Genomic DNA, 15,193 nt, shown 5'->3' with positions numbered 1-15,193 from the left:
ATCCGCAGCATCCGACTTACCAGGCATTTCGGACACAATCGTTACAAACGTGACCGTTTGTCGTGTGCTATTGGTTATCGCAGTGCGGCAAGGACTTGATCGCGGACTTGAGCCCTCTGCGCTTCGTCGCTGAGGGGGCGACCAGCGCGGTCCACAACATAGAAGACGTCCACTGCCTCCGCGCCGAGAGTCTCCACGCGAGCGGCTCGCACGTCAAGACCGCACTCCCCGAACGCCCGTCCTATACGCCACAAGAGTCCCGGCCTGTCATGGGCCCTGACTTCCACCACGGTGGCGGTGGCGGAGGCGTCGTCGACCAGTGTCACCCGAGGTGGGGCCACGGGTACGCGGGGCGGCCGCAAGGAGCGGGTGCGGCGGGCCAGCCGCTGCTCTATGTCAAGACGGCCAGCAAGGACGAGACGGAGATCGGACTCCAGCGTCGCCGGGTCGGGAGGGGAACCGTACTCGGGGATGACGGAGAACTCGATCACCGCGGTGGATCCCGCGGACGCGGACGAGGCGGAGCGCACGACGAGCCGGTGCGCGGACAGCACCCCGGCGGCGCTCCACAGCAGGCCCACCCGGTCGGGGGCGACGACCGTGACCGCTCCCCCGTTGACCCGGATCGCGCCGCCGCCGTGGCGGGCCAGCGCGGCCTGCTCCGGCGAGAGGGTGGGCGGCTTGGGCGGCGGCGAGCCGGCCAGCACGGACCTGACACGGCGCACCAGGTCGGCGACGAGCCCGGCCTTCCAGCTGTTCCACGCGGCCGGACCGGTCGCGTTGCCGTCGGCGACCGCCAGCGCGGCCAGCAGGTCGAGCACCTCCCGCGTGCCGACCGTCGCGGCGACCTTCTCGATCGTCACGGGGTCGTCGAGATCCCTGCGGGTGGCGGTCTCGGGGAGCAGCAGGTGGTGGCGTACGACGGTGGCCAGCGTCTCGACGTCCTGGGCGGGCAGGCCGATGCGGGTGGCGATGTCGCGGACCACGACCTCGCCGGTCGCGGAGTGGTCACCCGGCCAGCCCTTGCCGACGTCGTGCAGCAGCGCCCCGATCAGCAGGAGGTCGGGACGGGAGACCTCGCGGGTGTGGCTGGCGGCGTTCGCGGCGGCCTCGATCAGGTGGCGGTCGACCGTGAAGCGGTGAATGGGGTTGCGCTGGGGGCGGTGGCGTACGCGCTCCCAGTCAGGAAGCAGCTTGACAAGGATGCCCGCCTGGTCGAGCTCCTCCCACACGGGCACGGCGGCCCGGCCCGCGCCGAGGATCGACACCAGCGCGTCGCGGGCCTCCTCGGGCCACGGCACCGGCATCGGAGCGGACTGAGCAGCGAGTACGGACACCGTGGCGGGCGCCAGCGGCAGCCCGGAGTCGGCCGCGGCCGCGGCGGCGCGCAGCACCAGCACCGGGTCCTTTCGGGGGTCGATCCCCCTGGCGAGCACGACCTCGCCGCCATGCTCCACCACGCCGTCCGCCAGCGGGCGGCGGCCCCGGGGAGCCGGGCCTGACAGAAGCCTGTCAACAGTGCGCCAGGTGGCGTCGAACGCGTGGGAAATCGTGCGGCCCGCCTCGGCCAGCCTGCGCATCAGCGCTTCGGCGTCCAGCAGGCCGAGCAGTCCGGCCACCGCGTCCTGCTCCTGCAGCACCAGCCGGTCGGTGCCGCGCGCGGTGACGATGTGCAGCGCGTGCCGCACGTCGAGGATGAGCTCGTACGCCTCCCGCGCCCGCGGGCCCGGCGCCGAGGCGACCCAGGCGGCGGCCACGGCCTGCATCGCCTGGACGTCGCGCAACCCGCCGCGGCCGTCCTTGAGGTCGGGCTCCAGCAGGAAGGCCAGCTCGCCGCTGACCTGGGCCCGCTTGTCGGCCGCGTCACGCAGCTCGCCGAGCCTGCGCCGGGAGTCGGCCCGCCATTCGGCCAGCACGGACTCCCTGGCCTTCCTGGTCAGCTCGGGGTCACCGGCCACGTGCCTGGCTTGGATGAGGCCGAGCACGGCCTTGAGATCCTGCCTGGCGACGGACACCGCCTCTTCCACCGTGCGTACGGAGTGGTCGAGGTTGACCGCCGAGTCCCAGATCGGATACCAGATCCGGTCGGCGATCCTGGCCACGTCGGCCCGGCCGTTGTGCAGCAGCACCAGGTCGAGGTCGCTGCCGGGCGCCAGCTCGCCCCTGCCCAGGCTCCCGACGGCGACCAGTGAGACGTGGTCGCCGTCGCTCGCCGTGCGGAAGAGATCCTTGAGCCAGCGGTCGGTGTCCGCGGCCCGCTCCTTGCGGGCCGCGGCGTACGAACGGGCCTCTCCCCTCACTACTGTGCCCCCTTGCCGAGCTCCGCCCGGACGCCGTTGTCCGAGCATCGCCGCGGATCCATCAGGAAAACCCTGCGGAACTCAACCTGGACTTCGTCGGCCAGGTACCTCACAGGGCTTCCGGACCCCGTTCTCCGGTGCGCACGCGGATGACGGTGTCGACCGGCACGGACCAGACCTTGCCGTCACCGATCTTGCCGGTGTGCGCGGCCTTGACGATGACGTCGATCACGTCCTCGGTGTCATCCTCTTCGGCGAGGACCTCCAGCCGGACCTTCGGCACCAGGTCGACCTGGTACTCGGCGCCGCGGTACACCTCGGTGTGGCCGCGCTGCCGGCCGTAGCCGCTCGCCTCGCTGACCGTCATCCCCTTGATGCCGAACTGTTCCAGCGCGGCCTTCACGTCATCCAGCTTGAAGGGCTTGATGATCGCCGTGATGAGCCTCATGCGTCCACCTTCTTCGGAGCGGGTGCGGCGGGACCGTTGGGGGAGTTGACGCCGGAGGCGTGAACCGTGCCGAGGTCGTAGCCGGTCTCGGCGTGGGTCGTGATGTCGATGCCGGTGACCTCGGACTCCTCGGCGACACGGAAGCCCATCGTCTTGTCGATGATCTTACCGATGATCCAGGAGACCACGAAGGAGTAGCCGCCGACCGCGACCGGGCCGAGCACCTGGAGGCCGAGCTGGCTGACCTGCCCGCCCTCGATCAGGATGCCCTTGTTCTGGCCGGGCAGGAACGGGTAGGCCGCGACGAAGCCCAGGGCCACGGCGCCGATCACACCGCCGACGAGGTGCACGCCGACCACGTCGAGCGAGTCGTCGAAGCCGGCCTTGTACTTCAGGCCGACGGCGTAGGCGCAGCCCACGCCGGCGAGCACGCCGATGACCAGGGCGGCCCACGGGTCGACGAAACCACAGGCGGGCGTGATGGCGACCAGACCGGCCACCGCGCCGGAGGCGACGCCGAGCGTGGTCGCGTGACCGTCGCGCAGCTTCTCCACCACGAGCCAGGCACCGGCGGCGACGGCCGTGGCGATCTGGGTGTTCATGAACGCCAGACCGGCGGTCTGGTCGGGGGCGAGCTCGGATCCCGCGTTGAAGCCGAACCAGCCGAACCACAGCAGCCCGGTGCCGAGCAGCACCAGGGTCAGGTTGTGCGGGCGCATGGGCTCCTTGCGCCAGCCCTTGCGCTTGCCCAGGACGAGCGCGAGCGCGAGGGCCGCGGCGCCGGCGTTGATGTGGACGACCGTACCGCCGGCGAAGTCCTCGATGCCGAGCTGGGTGAGCCAGCCGCCGCCCCAGACCCAGTGAGCGACGGGGAAGTAGACCACCGTGGCCCACACGAGGGAGAACACCACCCACGCGCCGAACTTGGCCCGGTCGGCGATGGCGCCGCTGATCAGCGCGACGGTGATGATGGCGAAGGTGAGCTGGAAGGCCGAGAACACCATCAGCGGGAAGTTGTCCGCTGCCGCGGCCTCGGCCGTCACGCTGCCGCCCTCGACGATCAGTCCTTCGTAGACGGCGTTGAACACCCCGCTCAGACCGACATAGTCGAGTCCTCCGACGATCTTGTTGACGAAGCCGGCGCCATCACCGGCCGTGTCGAACGCGAGCGAGTAGCCGTACAAGACCCAGGCGACCGTCACGACGATGATGCTGACGAACGACATCATCATCATGTTCAGGACGCTCTTGGCCCTTGTCATGCCCCCGTAGAAGAACGCGAGGCCCGGAGTCATCAGCAGCACCAGGGCGGTGCATACCAGCATCCAGGCGGTAGTGCCGCTGTCGATCATCGAAGCGACCCTCCTTCTTACATGTGACGTGTGGCCACAGCGTGTTCGCCTGGGGTTTCGTGGCTCGACCAGGCGTGTTTCACATTCGTGAATCTCGCCGCGCTGGTGTTTCGCGTACGTTTCGGGCTTCTCACGCCACCGATTTCGGAAGCGCTATACCGGACATGAGACACTTAGGGTTGCCTAACCTTAGCGATCAAGGAAATGCCCATGCGTCTCAGCCTGGCCGTCGCCGCCATGCTCCCCATCCTCACTCTCGCCGCCTGTGGTACTTCCACCACCTCCCAGGAGGAGGGCCCCACCAGGACCGTCAAGCACGCCATGGGCGAGACCAAGGTGCCCATGACCCCGAAGCGGGTCGTCGTGCTCGACACCGACAAGCTCGACACGATGGTCTCGCTCGGCCTGACCCCCGTCGGCGCCGCGCAGGCCCAGGAGAACCAGGCGTGGCCGAAATACCTCGGCTCCGCGCTGGCCGGCACGAAGGCGGTCGGCACGCTCCAGCAGCTCAACATCGAGGCCATCATGGCGCTCAAGCCGGACCTCATCCTCGGCTCCAAGTTCCGCCAGGCCGCCTTCTACGACAAGCTCGCCAAGATCGCCCCGACCGTGTTCACCGAGCGGGTCGGCGTCACCTGGAAGGAGAACTTCCTGCTCGACGCCGAGGCGCTGGGCAAGAAGGACCAGGCGCAGCAGCTGCTGTCGGCGTACGGGACGCGGGCGAAGGAGGTGGGTGCCAAGTTCACGAAGCTGCAAGTCAGCATCGTGCGGTTCATGCCGACCGAGATCCGCATGTACGGCCCCGAGTCGTTCAGCGGCATCGTCGTCGGCGACGCGGGCATCCCCAGGCCCGAGGTGCAGCAGCTCGCCAGCCAGGAGGACAAGCGCTTCGGCAAGCTGAGCCAGGAGAACATCGCCCAGGCCGACGCGGACGCGGTCTTCTACAGCGCGTACGGCGAGGCCGCCGCCAAGTCGCAGGCCGAGGTGACCGGCGGGCCCCTGTGGAAGAACCTCGAAGCGGTCAAGTCGGGCAACGCCCACAACGTGGACGACGAGATCTGGATGCTCGGGATCGGCGTCACGGCGGCCGGCAAGATCCTTGACGACCTGGACAAGTATCTGACGCCGCTCACGTGAGCCGTACCTGATCGCCCTTCCTGACGAGGCCGGGCCGCACGACGCGCGCGTACACACCGGCGCACGCCTGCGGCTCCAGGTCGAACACCGGCACCCGGTTGTGCCGGGAGACCGTGCGCAGCGCGTCGGCGTCGCGCCCCAGCGAGCCGTGCGCCAGCGTCGGGACGGCGCAGCGCGGGGTGGCCACGATGACCTGCAGCAGCACGTCGTCGCCGACGCGCAGCCCGCGTCCCACCCAGTCGTTCTCCACGAAGCCCTCCGCCTCGGTCGCGATCACCAGATTGGGCCGGTAGCGGAGGGCTTCGACGTGCCCGCGCGGGCCGAGCGCGCCGATCCGCTCAAGAGCGGACGTGGAGATCAGGTGAACCGGCGCGAAGTCGAAGAACGTGCCCTCGGGGGACCCCGTGCCGATCGTGGTCATGGTGTGGGGCACCTCGGCCTCGATGCCCTCGGCCAGCACCTCCTCCGGCACCGACCGTTCGAGCTCGGCACCCTCCGGCGGCACGTCGATCAGCCGGACCTCGCGCCCGAGCAGCTCCGACAGCTCCGCGTCGCCCGGCACCCGCGCGCCCTCGATCGCCAGCAGCCCGCGCCACAGCCGGGGGTTCTTGGCACTGGCGATCTTCCCGGTGGCGACGTCGAGCACCGCCCGCGCCCGATCTCCGCCGAGCCCCCGCTCCGTCACCTCGCTCTCGGCGATCTCTTCCCCCAGCATCGACTTGACCGGATAACGGCGTAGCGTCTCGACATGCATGCCGACGAGCCTACGGCTGGGCCCAGAACCGCCGCAGATGGGGCACGAGCTCGGCGGCCCGCTCGTCGGGGAAGAACAACCGCCCGCCGTCGATCTCCACGATCTCCCGAACGCCCGGGATCGTGTCGCGCAGCCAGCGCGCCCAGCTCACGTCGAAGAACACATCACCCGTGCCCCACACCACGAGCGTCGGCACGGTCAGCACGGTGAGCTGCGGCTCGATGGCGATCAGGTCCTTGGCGTCGATGGAGGCCAGCAGCCGCTCGAACGCGCGGCCGCCGTCCGGCTTGGCGAAGATCGGCCGCAGGTACGCGTCGACCAGCGCCGCCGGGTCGTCGATGCGCTCGTAGCCGTCGCCGAACGCGGTCCTGGCCAGCAGCTCGGGCTGGTCGAGCACGGCGGCGGTGAGCGCGGCCAGCTCTCCCCTGGCGGCCAGCTCGACGGTGGGCCGGAACGCCTCGGGCGGCGTGTTGGTGTGCACGTCGCAGTTGGTGAGGGTGAGCGTACGCAGGCGCTCGCGGTGGCGTACGGCGAAGACCTGGGCCACCGCGCCGCCGGTGTCGTTGGCGACGAGATCGACCTCGCTGAGACCGAGGTGCTCGCAGAGCTCCTCGACGGCCTCGGCGAGCGCGGGGATGGAGAGGTCGTCGCGTACGGCGCTGCCGCCGTGCGCCGGCAGGTCGACGGCCACGCAGCGGCGCTCGTCGCGGAGCTCGGCGATGACGTTGCGCCACAGGTGGGAGCTGGTGCCGACGCCGTGCACGAACAGGCTGACCGGCCCCTGCCCGACGTCCACGTAATTGATGCCGTCCATGGAAACCCTCCCGATTACAAACCGACTGTCGGTCTACGAAATTACCGACCGACAGTCGGTTTGTCTAGACTGGGATCCATGAACCTCAAGGCCGAACGCGGCGCGGCCACCCGCGACAGGGTCCTGACCATCGCCACGCGGCTGTTCGCCGAGCGGGGCTACGACGACACCTCGATCGAGACGGTGCTGCAGGAGTCGGGGCTGAGCAGAGGGGCGCTCTACCACCATTACGCGGGCAAGGAAGCCCTGTTCGAGGCGGTGCTGGAGGCCACGGAGGCGGCCGTGGGCGTCAAGATCGTGCAGGCGGTCCGCGGCCTGAAGGATCCGGCGCAATCGCTGCGGGCCGGCGTGCTGGCCTGGATCAGGCTCGCCGGCGACCCGGTCGTCCAGCGCATCGTCCTCATCGACGCGCCGTCGGTGCTGGGGTGGGAGCGCTGGCGGGCCCTGGAGGAGCGCCATTCGTTCGGCATGCTGAAGTCGGCCCTGCAGGCCACGGGGGCGGTGCCGCCCGAGTTCCTCGACCTGCACGCGCACATGTTGCTGGCGGCGGTCAACGAGAGCGCCCTGCTGGTGGCCAGGGGCGGCGACCACGCCACGGCGGAGGCCGCGGTCGAGGAGTTCCTGCGCCGCCTTCTGACCCACTCATGAGGAAACGGCGGCCGGGGCAGACCCGGCCGCCGTGAAACCCGGGAAGCCTAGGCGGCCGCGGTCGCCATCTTGCGGAGGCGGGCCAGCGCGTCACGCTCGATCCGGCGGGCGCGGTCGCGGCCGATGCCGTAGCGCTCCCCCACCTCCGTCAGCGTGTGCTCGCGCCCGTCGACCAGGCCGTACCGCCACCGCAGCATCTCGCTGGTGGAGCCCTCGAGCCCGGTCAGCCACTGGTCGAGGCGCTCGCGCTCCAGGATGTCGATGGCCTGCTGCTCGGGGTCGGCCCAGGTCTCGTCGGCGATCATGTCGCCGAGCTCCGTCTCGTCCTCGTCGCCGACCCCCAGCTGCAGCGAGACCGGGTCGGAGGCCCAGCGGCGCAGCTCACGGACCCGCTCGATCGGCAGCTCGAGGATCCCGGCGAGATCGTCGTCGGTCGGCTCGGCGTCGAACTCCGCCAGCAGGTCGCGCCGGACCCGCATCAGCCGGGTCATCTGCTCCCCGGCGTGCGTCGGAAGGCGCACCGGGCGGGCCTGCTCGTGGATGGCCCGGCCCACCGACTGCCTGATCCACCACGTGGCGTAGGTGGAGAACTTGTATCCCCGCCGGTAGTCGAACTTCTCCACCGCACGAACAAGGCCCAGGTTCCCCTCCTGGACCAAGTCGATGAGCGGCATCCCCCGGCCCGAATATTTCCTGGCCACCGCCACCACCAGGCGCAGGTTGGCCTGGATGAACTCGTCCTTGGCGCGCTGGCCCGAGATGGCCAGCCGTTCCAGCTCCTCGTCGGCCGCGTCCCCGATGCGCGGCTCCGTGCCCCCGCTGTCGAGCAGCTGCTCGGCGAACAGGCCCGCCTCGATCCGCTTGGCGAGCTCCACCTCTTCCTCCGCCGTGAGCAGCGGGACCCGGCCGATCTCGGCCAAATAGGTCCCCAGCAGATCGCGATCAGCGACGTGCTGCTCCTGCGTGCGACTCCCCGTAGGCCTTGCCATCCCCAGGCACCTCGTTCCGCAGCTGCGTTCTATATCCCGCCAACGTCCGGCCAGAAGCAAAGATTCCCTAAACAGCTACGACCGTGGGATGGTTCTGGTCGTCCTCCTAAAGGAGGAGGCCGCTCTGAAACACCTGGTGGACAAGGGGAACGCCGGGTCGATAGGCCAGATGGACGTAGGACGGGGCGTCGAGCACGACGAGGTCCGCGCGGGCTCCGCGCCGCAGCCAGCCTACGTCCGTACGGCGTAGCGCGCGTGCCCCGCCGTACGTCGCCGCCCTGATCGCCTCCAGCGGCGTCATCCGCATCTCCCGTACGGCCAGCGCCACGCAGAACGCCATCGACGACGTGAATGACGACCCCGGGTTGCAGTCGGTCGCCAGCGCCACCGTCGCGCCCGCGTCGATGAGCCGCCGCGCGTCGGGGTACGGCGACCGCGTGGAGAACTCGGCCCCCGGCAACAGCGTCGCCACCGTCCCCGAGGAGGCCAGCGCGTCCACGTCGGCCGCCGTCAGGTGGGTGCAGTGGTCGGCGGAGGCCGCGCCCAGCTCGCACGCGATGCGCACCCCCGGCCCCTCGGTGAGCTGGTTGGCGTGCACCCGCGCCCCGAGCCCGGCCTTCACCCCGGCCGTCAGGATCTCCCGCGTCTGGTCCCCGTCGAACGCGCCCCGCTCGCAGAACACGTCCACCCACTTCGCGTACGGGGCGCACGCCTCGAGCATCTCCCCGGCCACGAGCCGCACGTAGGAGTCGGCGTCCACGTCGGCGGGGACGACGTGCGCCCCCAGGAAGGTGGTCTCGTCGGTCAGCCCGGTGGCGATCTCCAGCGAGCGCCGCTCGTGCTCGACGGACAGGCCGTAGCCGCTCTTGATCTCGACGGTGGTGGTGCCCTGCGCGAGCATCTCGTTCACCAGGGCGAGGGTGTGCGTGGCCAGCTCGGCCTCGCTCGCCTCGCGGGTGGCGGCGACCGTGGTCCTGATGCCACCCCCGGTGTACGGCTCGCCGGACATGCGGGCCTGGAACTCGGCCGTCCGGTCGCCGGCGAAGACCAGGTGGGCGTGGCTGTCCACGAACCCGGGGAGCACGGCGCGACCGCCGGCGTCCACGCGTTCGTCGGCGTCCGGGGCCTCGGCGGCGGGGCCGGTCCAGGCCACCAGGCCGTCCTCGATGACGAGCGCGGCGTCGGCGAGCTCCTCGCGTTCCGGGTCGCCGGTGTAGAGGAGCCCGATCCGGTCGATCAGGGTCGTGGTCATCGCAGGTCTCCTATCGCCTGGGCGAGCATGGGTCCGACGTCACCGAGCACGTGGCGGCCCTCGGCGACCACGCGGCGGCCCCCGGAGACGACCGCGTGCACGTCGGCCGCGGTGGCCGCGTACACGATCGCCTCCGCCCCGGACGCGCCCGCCGTGCGCACCGAGTCGAGGCGTACCGACACCAGGTCCGCCCAGGCGCCGGGGACGAGCAGGCCCGCGTCGGGGAAGCCGAGCGAGGCGTGGCCCGCGCCCGTGGCGGCGGCGAGCAGGTCGGCGGCGGGCCAGTGGCCGCGCCGCTCGCTGGCCAGCCGCTCGTTCAGCTCCACCGCCCTGGCCTCCTCGAACAGGTCGATCACGGCGTGGCTGTCGGAGCCCAGCGTGATCTGCGCGCCACGGTCGCACGCCGCCCTGGCGGGTCCGATGCCGTCGGCGAGGTCGCGTTCGGTGGTGGGGCACATGCAGATGTACGTCCCCGACTGCCCGAGCAGCTCGATGTCCACGTCGGTCAGGTGGGTGGCGTGCACCGCGGTCGAGCGCGGCCCCAGCGCGCCGCGCTCGTGCAGGATCTGGACGGGGGTGGCGGCGTACATCTCGACGCAGGCCGCGTTCTCCGCGCGCTGCTCGGAGACGTGCACGTGCAGGGGGGCCGCGTGCCGGTGGGAGAAGTCGGCCACGACGGGCATCTGCTCGGGCGGCACCGCGCGTACGGAGTGGATGGCCGCGCCGATCTCCACGTCGGGCTGCCCCTCGTAGGCCGCGGCCAGCCGCTCGGCCCTGGCCGCCCAGCGCTCGGCGTCCCCGTCGCTGAAGCGCAGCTGCACCCCGGACAGGGACGCGCCGACGCCGCCGGAGACGTAGCAGGTGTCGAGCAGCGCGATGCGCAGGCCGGCGGCGCGGGCGGCGCGGACGAGGGCGTGGCCCATCGCGTTGGGGTCGTCGTACGGCCGGCCGCCCTCGGCGTGGTGCAGGTAGTGGAACTCGCCCACGCAGGTCACCCCGGCCAGCGCCATCTCGGCGTAGACGGCCGTGGCCAGGCGCAGGTAGGAATCGGGGTCGAGCCGGGCGGCCACCTCGTACATCAGCTCGCGCCAGGTCCAGAAGTCGCCCCGGCCCTCCTGGGTGGCGCCGCGCAGCGCGCGGTGGAAGGCGTGGGAATGGGCGTTGGCCAGGCCGGGGATCGTCAGCCCGGCCAGCCGCTCGGCGGAGCCCGGCGGGCCCTGCTCGATCCGGCTGATCCTGGTGCCGTCGATCTCGACGAGCACGTCGTCGGCGACCCCGTCGGGCAGCCAGGCCCGCTCGCACCAGTAGGTCAGCGACACAGATCCTCCAGCACGTCCACGAGTGCCACGACTCCCGCCTCGCAGTCTGCCCGCTCCGCGAGCTCGCCGGGGGTACCGGACACGCCGGTGGGGTTCCCGGCGGACGGCGTGGTGTCCGGGAACGCCCGCCGTGGCCAGGATTCCCGCGTCGTGACCGGCTCCCGCGGGCCGGATCGGCGCGGGCGTGTCGCCGGTCCCGGAGCCCGCGCCGAATGGACCCATTCAGCTCAGTTGACGGGACCGCCCCTGGGCCGGACGGTCACCTCGGTGAGGTGGGCGTCGGGCCCGGCCGTGACGGCCGCCAGCACCGCCCGCGCCACGGTCTCCGGCCTGAGGTACTTCTCCGGCTCGAACTCCCCGCCCTCGTACGCCCGCACGCCGCGCTGCATGTCGGTCGCGGTCCGCCCCGGATAGACGGTCGTGACCCTGAGCTCGGGCTCCTCCAGCCGCAACGCGTCCGCGAACGCCTTCAGCGCGAACTTGCTGGCGGCGTAGGAGGCCCAGTCGGGGTTGGCCCGCTGGCCGGAGCCGGAGTTCACGCACACGACGTGGCCGCCGGCCCGCCGCAGCGCGGGCAGCAGCAGCCTGGTCAGCTCGGCGACCGCGACGACGTTCACCTCCATGGTCCGGCGCCACACGTCGGCGGGCTGGTCGGCGATGCGGCCCAGCCAGCTGACCCCGGCGCTGTGCACGAGCACGTCGAGCCGCTCGACGCCCTCGACGTCGGCCGCCGCGACCCGCGTCAGCTCCACCGGCCAGGGCCGCGCGCCGGGCAGCTCGGCCGCCAGCGCGGTCAACGCCTCCTGGTCACGGCCGCCCAGGATGACGTCGTGGGTCGGGGCCAGCGCGCGGGCGACGGCCGCGCCGACACCCCGGGAGGCGCCGGTGACCAGCGCCGTCGGTCGTTCACTCATGAAGGCAGCTTATTGAGCTTGACGATTACTCAAATTTGTATACAAACTTGAGCATGTCTTCGACGCGCATCCTGATCCTCGGCGCCCTGCTCGACGGCCCCATGAACGGCTACGGCGTGCGCCGGCGCCTGGAGGTCATGGGGATCGAGACCTGGACCAACGTGGCCTTCGGCTCGATCTACCACGGCCTCGGCAAGATGGCCGACGAGGGCCTGCTGGAGATCGTCGAGGCGGGCAAGGGCGGCAAGGTCGTCTACGCGCTGACCGACCTCGGCCGCGCGGAGTTCCACCGGATGCTCCTCCAGGCGTGGCACGAGCTCAAGCCCGTCGTGGACCCGTTCCAGGTGGCGATGACGTTCATCGACAGGCTGGACAAGCAGGAGATATTGACGGCGCTGCGTGGCAGGATGGCCCAGCTCAAGATGTACGTCGAGACCATGGGACACATCACCGGCGTCAAGCTGGCACACGGCGCCCCTCAGCACGTCAACGAGAACCTCGGCCTGCAGCGGGCCATGCTCCAGGCCCAGCTCGACTGGGTGGAGAAGGCGATACCGCGGGTCGAGGCCGACGAGTTGCCATGAAGGAGCTGAAACCCCCCGATGATCATCCAGGCACATGGCCTGCGGAAGACGTTCACCACCAGGAGCAGGAAGGGCACCCAGACCGTCGAGGCCGTGCGCGGCGTGGACCTCGAGGTGGCCAAGGGCGAGATCTTCGGCGTGCTCGGGCCCAACGGCGCGGGCAAGACCACCACGATCAGGATGTTGTCCACGCTGATCGCCCCCGACGCCGGCACGGCCACCATCGCGGGCCACGACCTGCTCAAGGAACCCGCCGCGATCCGGCGCAACCTCGGCTACGTGAGCCAGGCCGGCGGGGTGGAGGACACCACGAGCGCCAGGGCCCAGATCATGATGGCCGCGAGGATCCACTCCATGGCCGATCCGGGGCGGGCGACCGATGAGGTGCTCGACCGGTTCGAGCTGACCGAGATGGCCGACCGGCCGGGCCGTACGCTCTCCGGCGGCCAGAAGCGGCGCGTGGCCATCGCGATCGGGCTCGTGCACAACCCGCCGCTGCTCTTCCTCGACGAGCCCACCACCGGCCTCGACCCGCAGAACCGGGCCAACCTCTGGGACCGCATCAGGCAGCTGCGCGAAGCGGGCACGAGCGTGCTGCTCAGCACCCACTACCTCGACGAGGCCGACGCGCTGTGCGACCGGCTGATGATCGTGGACCACGGGCAGGTCGTGGCCGAGGGCACACCGGCCGACCTCAAGCGGGAGGTCTCGGGCGACGTGATCACGCTCAGGGTGGACGAGCCCGAGCGGGCGGCGGAGACGCTCAAGCCGATGGCCCGCGAGACCCGGGTGGACGACGACCTGCTGCGCGTCTACGCGGACGACGGCGAGCACACGCTGCCCACCCTGCTGCGGGCGCTGGAGGAGCAGGGCCTGCGCCTGAGCTCGATCGCGCTCGATCGCTCCACCCTCGACGACGTCTTCCTGGCCAAGACGGGCCGATCCCTTCGCGACGCGGGAGCCGACGCATGATCCGTCACACCGTCCTGTTCACCGGCTACGAGCTGAAGAAGTCGTTCAGCAACCCGATCTGGCCGATCTTCGGGATCATGCAGCCGGTGCTGTACCTGCTGATGTTCGCGCCGCTGCTGAAGACGTTGACGCCGGGCGGCACGACGGTGGACGCGCTGCGCATGTTCACTCCGGCGTCCATGATGATGATCGCCGTGTTCGGGTCGTTGTTCTCCGGGTTCGGGATGATCGCCGAACTGCGCAACGGCTCCCTCGAACGCTACGCTGTCAGCCCCGCCTGGCGCCCGGCCATCGTGCTCGGGCGGGTGGCCAAGGACATGGTGGTGCTGGTCTTCCAGGCCATCCTGGTCCTGATCGTGGCCATCGCCATGGGCGTGCGGATCGGGCTCGTGGAGCTGGTGCTGGTGCTGCTGCTCATGGCCGCGACCGGGCTGTTCGCCTCCGGGCTCTCGCAGGGGCTGGCGCTGACCGTGCGCGACGAGAACGGCATGTCGCAGACGCTCAACCTGTTCATGCTGCCGATCATGCTGCTCGCCGGGCTGTTCGTGCCGATCTCGTTCGCGCCCGACTGGATGCGCTTCCTCGCCCCGGTCAACCCGCTCTACCACGCCGTCGAGGCCGGGCGGGCGCTGTTCGACGGGCGGCTGGCGGACTCCTCGATCCCGGTCGCGTTCGCCCTGTTCATCGTGCTGGCGGTGCTCACGACGATGTGGTCGATGAGGTCGCTAAGGAAGATCGCCGGCTAGGAACGTGCCGGTCTCGCCGGCCATCCGCTCGTACTCGTCGAGCCTGGCCTGCGTACGCAGCGGCGCCGCGTCGGCGATGGCCTCCACCAGGGCCATGGCCAGGGCCAGCGGCGCCGCGTGCGAGTCGAACACGAGCCGGTCGCCCACGGGGGCGTCCAGCACGACCTCGGCCGGGAAGTCGGCCTTGTCGGTGATGGCGACCACCCGGAGGCCGAGCTTCTCCGCGTACTCCAGGGCCTGCACGGCCTCCGACGGGTATCTCGGCAGGACCACGGCCACCAGCCACTCGGCCCCGGCCCGGCGGGCCGCGTGCAGCCCGTCGGCCAGCTCCGACCCGCCGTGCGTGAGCAGCCGCACGTCGGGGTGGATGCGGCGGGCGTAGTAGGCGAAGGTGGTGGCCAGCCCGCACGAGACGCGCAGCCCCAGCACGGGTAGCGGCTCGGTGGCGGCGAGCTGCTCACCCAGCTCCTTGAGCGGGAACGCCGCCAGCCGCTCCCTGATCAGGGCCAGGTTGCGGATCTCGCAGTCGATGGCCCCGCGCAGCAGGCTCTCCTGCGGCATCTCGGCGCCTCCGCCCAGCACGAGCGGCCGCAGGGCCTGCCGCAGCTCGGGGTATCCGGTGAAGCCCAGCACCATGGCGAACCTGGTCACCGAGGGCTGGCTGACCCCGGCCCGCTCGGCCAGCTCCACGCTGGACAGGAAGATCGCCTCATCCAGGTTCTCGCTGAGATAGTGCGCGATCCTGCGCTGGACGGGCGACAGCCTCCGGCCGTCAAGCAGCACGCTGAGCCCACCGTGATAGCTGCTGTGATTTCCGTCCGCCACGTCACCTCCAACGCTCCCGACCGGGCATTCTCATCCCTCACTTCGGTAACAAAGGAGGTCACGAACTCCCGCATCGGGACGCGTACGGCCTTCGGCGCCGGCCACCCCCGGCTCATGGGCGGCACCTTCGTGAATGAAC

The 15,193-nt window shown here is 70.8% G+C and carries 15 protein-coding genes; 5 read left to right on the top strand and 10 right to left on the bottom strand.

Annotated features, from left to right (window positions below; genetic code table 11):
- Nucleotides 1-74: 74 nt before the first annotated feature.
- The 3 genes from ACBJ59_RS37995 to ACBJ59_RS37985 all read right to left on the bottom strand — a co-directional run bounded on the left by ACBJ59_RS37995 (nt 75) and on the right by ACBJ59_RS37985 (nt 4,100).
- Nucleotides 75-2,300 carry a [protein-PII] uridylyltransferase gene (locus ACBJ59_RS37995; protein ID WP_375115000.1) on the bottom strand — a complete coding sequence of 742 codons (2,226 nt, stop codon included), beginning with the start codon at nt 2,298-2,300 and terminating at the stop codon, nt 75-77.
- 109 nt (nt 2,301-2,409) lie between these two features.
- Nucleotides 2,410-2,748 (bottom strand): P-II family nitrogen regulator, encoded by a 339-nt coding sequence (locus ACBJ59_RS37990; RefSeq protein WP_020546578.1) that lies wholly within the window; start codon nt 2,746-2,748, stop codon nt 2,410-2,412.
- A complete protein-coding gene (locus tag ACBJ59_RS37985; RefSeq protein WP_375114999.1) occupies nt 2,745-4,100 on the bottom strand; it encodes an ammonium transporter in 1,356 nt (451 codons plus the stop codon). Before ACBJ59_RS37985 ends, ACBJ59_RS37990 begins: the two co-directional genes overlap by 4 nt.
- A 210-nt stretch (nt 4,101-4,310) precedes the next feature.
- Here ACBJ59_RS37985 and ACBJ59_RS37980 point away from each other — a divergent pair, with 210 nt between their 5' ends.
- Entirely contained in the window at nt 4,311-5,237 is a 927-nt protein-coding gene (locus tag ACBJ59_RS37980) for an ABC transporter substrate-binding protein (protein WP_375114998.1), read from the top strand.
- Here the strand turns inward: ACBJ59_RS37980 and ACBJ59_RS37975 are convergent.
- Nucleotides 5,230-5,991, bottom strand: a complete 762-nt coding sequence (locus tag ACBJ59_RS37975) for an MOSC domain-containing protein (protein ID WP_375114997.1) — start codon at nt 5,989-5,991, stop codon at nt 5,230-5,232. The genes ACBJ59_RS37980 and ACBJ59_RS37975 overlap by 8 nt on opposite strands.
- A gap of 10 nt (nt 5,992-6,001) precedes the next feature.
- Nucleotides 6,002-6,805: an alpha/beta hydrolase gene (locus ACBJ59_RS37970; protein WP_364114615.1), complete on the bottom strand. Its 804-nt coding sequence runs from the start codon at nt 6,803-6,805 to the stop codon at nt 6,002-6,004.
- 78 nt (nt 6,806-6,883) lie between these two features.
- Here ACBJ59_RS37970 and ACBJ59_RS37965 point away from each other — a divergent pair, with 78 nt between their 5' ends.
- Nucleotides 6,884-7,453 carry a TetR/AcrR family transcriptional regulator gene (locus tag ACBJ59_RS37965; protein ID WP_375114996.1) on the top strand — a complete coding sequence of 190 codons (570 nt, stop codon included), beginning with the start codon at nt 6,884-6,886 and terminating at the stop codon, nt 7,451-7,453.
- Nucleotides 7,454-7,500: 47 nt separating this feature from the next.
- On the opposite strand, the gene ACBJ59_RS37960 is transcribed toward ACBJ59_RS37965, so the two are convergent.
- The 4 genes from ACBJ59_RS37960 to ACBJ59_RS37945 all read right to left on the bottom strand — a co-directional run bounded on the left by ACBJ59_RS37960 (nt 7,501) and on the right by ACBJ59_RS37945 (nt 11,927).
- The gene (locus ACBJ59_RS37960) at nt 7,501-8,442 is read right to left on the bottom strand and encodes an RNA polymerase sigma factor RpoD/SigA (RefSeq protein ID WP_375114995.1); all 942 of its coding nucleotides are present in this window, start codon (nt 8,440-8,442) and stop codon (nt 7,501-7,503) included.
- A gap of 106 nt (nt 8,443-8,548) precedes the next feature.
- A complete protein-coding gene (gene hutI, locus ACBJ59_RS37955; protein ID WP_375114994.1) occupies nt 8,549-9,694 on the bottom strand; it encodes an imidazolonepropionase in 1,146 nt (381 codons plus the stop codon).
- On the bottom strand, nt 9,691-11,013 hold the full coding sequence (locus ACBJ59_RS37950) for a formimidoylglutamate deiminase (protein ID WP_375114993.1): 1,323 nt from the start codon (nt 11,011-11,013) through the stop codon (nt 9,691-9,693). The genes hutI and ACBJ59_RS37950 overlap by 4 nt, the downstream gene beginning before the upstream one ends.
- Before the next feature lie 227 nt (nt 11,014-11,240).
- Entirely contained in the window at nt 11,241-11,927 is a 687-nt protein-coding gene (locus ACBJ59_RS37945; protein ID WP_375114992.1) for an SDR family oxidoreductase, read from the bottom strand.
- A gap of 53 nt (nt 11,928-11,980) precedes the next feature.
- Here ACBJ59_RS37945 and ACBJ59_RS37940 point away from each other — a divergent pair, with 53 nt between their 5' ends.
- The 3 genes from ACBJ59_RS37940 to ACBJ59_RS37930 are packed head-to-tail and all read left to right on the top strand — an operon-like array spanning nt 11,981 to nt 14,229.
- Nucleotides 11,981-12,511, top strand: coding sequence for a PadR family transcriptional regulator (locus ACBJ59_RS37940; RefSeq protein ID WP_375114991.1), 531 nt, complete (start codon nt 11,981-11,983; stop codon nt 12,509-12,511).
- 18 nt (nt 12,512-12,529) lie between these two features.
- A complete protein-coding gene (locus ACBJ59_RS37935) occupies nt 12,530-13,483 on the top strand; it encodes an ATP-binding cassette domain-containing protein (RefSeq protein WP_375114990.1) in 954 nt (317 codons plus the stop codon).
- Nucleotides 13,480-14,229: an ABC transporter permease gene (locus tag ACBJ59_RS37930; RefSeq protein ID WP_375114989.1), complete on the top strand. Its 750-nt coding sequence runs from the start codon at nt 13,480-13,482 to the stop codon at nt 14,227-14,229. Before ACBJ59_RS37935 ends, ACBJ59_RS37930 begins: the two co-directional genes overlap by 4 nt.
- Here the strand turns inward: ACBJ59_RS37930 and ACBJ59_RS37925 are convergent.
- Nucleotides 14,209-15,054, bottom strand: a complete 846-nt coding sequence (locus tag ACBJ59_RS37925) for a MurR/RpiR family transcriptional regulator (RefSeq protein WP_375114988.1) — start codon at nt 15,052-15,054, stop codon at nt 14,209-14,211. The genes ACBJ59_RS37930 and ACBJ59_RS37925 overlap by 21 nt on opposite strands.
- Between the last annotated feature and the right edge of the window lie 139 nt (nt 15,055-15,193).

It is taken from the genome of Nonomuraea sp. MTCD27 (assembly GCF_041950495.1).
Classification (GTDB): domain Bacteria; phylum Actinomycetota; class Actinomycetes; order Streptosporangiales; family Streptosporangiaceae; genus Nonomuraea.
This window is presented reverse-complemented; position numbering and strand designations above follow the sequence as displayed.

Excerpts from the sequence above, each read along its gene's own strand:
- ACBJ59_RS37990 (WP_020546578.1), bottom strand. The coding sequence starts at position 2,748 with ATGAGGCTCATCACGGCGATCATCAAGCCCTTCAAGCTGGATGACGTG.
- ACBJ59_RS37985 (WP_375114999.1), bottom strand. The coding sequence starts at position 4,100 with ATGATCGACAGCGGCACTACCGCCTGGATGCTGGTATGCACCGCCCTG.
- ACBJ59_RS37980 (WP_375114998.1), top strand. The coding sequence starts at position 4,311 with ATGCGTCTCAGCCTGGCCGTCGCCGCCATGCTCCCCATCCTCACTCTC.
- ACBJ59_RS37975 (WP_375114997.1), bottom strand. The coding sequence starts at position 5,991 with ATGCATGTCGAGACGCTACGCCGTTATCCGGTCAAGTCGATGCTGGGG.
- ACBJ59_RS37970 (WP_364114615.1), bottom strand. The coding sequence starts at position 6,805 with ATGGACGGCATCAATTACGTGGACGTCGGGCAGGGGCCGGTCAGCCTG.
- ACBJ59_RS37965 (WP_375114996.1), top strand. The coding sequence starts at position 6,884 with ATGAACCTCAAGGCCGAACGCGGCGCGGCCACCCGCGACAGGGTCCTG.
- ACBJ59_RS37960 (WP_375114995.1), bottom strand. The coding sequence starts at position 8,442 with ATGGCAAGGCCTACGGGGAGTCGCACGCAGGAGCAGCACGTCGCTGAT.
- hutI (WP_375114994.1), bottom strand. The coding sequence starts at position 9,694 with ATGACCACGACCCTGATCGACCGGATCGGGCTCCTCTACACCGGCGAC.
- ACBJ59_RS37945 (WP_375114992.1), bottom strand. The coding sequence starts at position 11,927 with ATGAGTGAACGACCGACGGCGCTGGTCACCGGCGCCTCCCGGGGTGTC.
- ACBJ59_RS37940 (WP_375114991.1), top strand. The coding sequence starts at position 11,981 with ATGTCTTCGACGCGCATCCTGATCCTCGGCGCCCTGCTCGACGGCCCC.
- ACBJ59_RS37935 (WP_375114990.1), top strand. The coding sequence starts at position 12,530 with ATGATCATCCAGGCACATGGCCTGCGGAAGACGTTCACCACCAGGAGC.
- ACBJ59_RS37930 (WP_375114989.1), top strand. The coding sequence starts at position 13,480 with ATGATCCGTCACACCGTCCTGTTCACCGGCTACGAGCTGAAGAAGTCG.